The organism is Akkermansia sp. KLE1798 (assembly GCF_001580195.1).
Lineage (GTDB): Bacteria > Verrucomicrobiota > Verrucomicrobiia > Verrucomicrobiales > Akkermansiaceae > Akkermansia > Akkermansia biwaensis.
On record NZ_KQ971083.1, the window covers coordinates 1 to 558 of the forward strand.

Annotated in this window: 1 protein-coding gene; it reads left to right on the forward strand. The window is 64.9% G+C overall.

Going from position 1 to position 558, the window contains the following annotated elements:
- Positions 1-558: autotransporter outer membrane beta-barrel domain-containing protein (locus HMPREF3039_RS08050; RefSeq protein WP_156473609.1), on the forward strand; the 558-nt coding region annotated here is incomplete at both ends.

The window sequence follows — 558 nt, forward strand, 5'->3', positions numbered from 1 at the left end:
GGCAGGCTCTCACTGTCACTGCCGCGGCCGGCTTCAGCAGCACGGACAACCGCCTTTCCTCCGTAACCTCCGGCGGCCAGAACTCGTCGGGTTCATGGACCAACCGGGCATGGGAGGGCACGGTGAGGGCCGCCTGGGATTTGCCCGTGGGCAGGAACCTGGTTCTCACGCCCCATATCGGCGTGGAATACACGGATGTGGTGCAGGAGGCGTTTAGGGAAAGCGGAGAGATGGCGCGCCGGTTTGACCGGGGGCATTACCGCAATCTGGCTCTTCCCGTGGGCCTTTCCCTGACCCGGGGGCTGACGCTGGGGGGCATGCCCTGGAGCCATACGGTGAGCGTGGAGTATCTCCCGGACGTGTACCGGAGCAATGCGGGAACGTATGCACGCCTGGTTGGCAACGGCTATGGGTGGGGAGTGGAGGGCAGCAAGCCGGCTCGGCAGGGGGTGAGGGCGGGGATTTCCGGGCGGCTGCAGGTAACAAACAATTGGAGCGCGTACGGGAGCTACCAGGTAGAGGCTCGCGACAGTTTGGTGAACCAGCGTGTGATGCTGG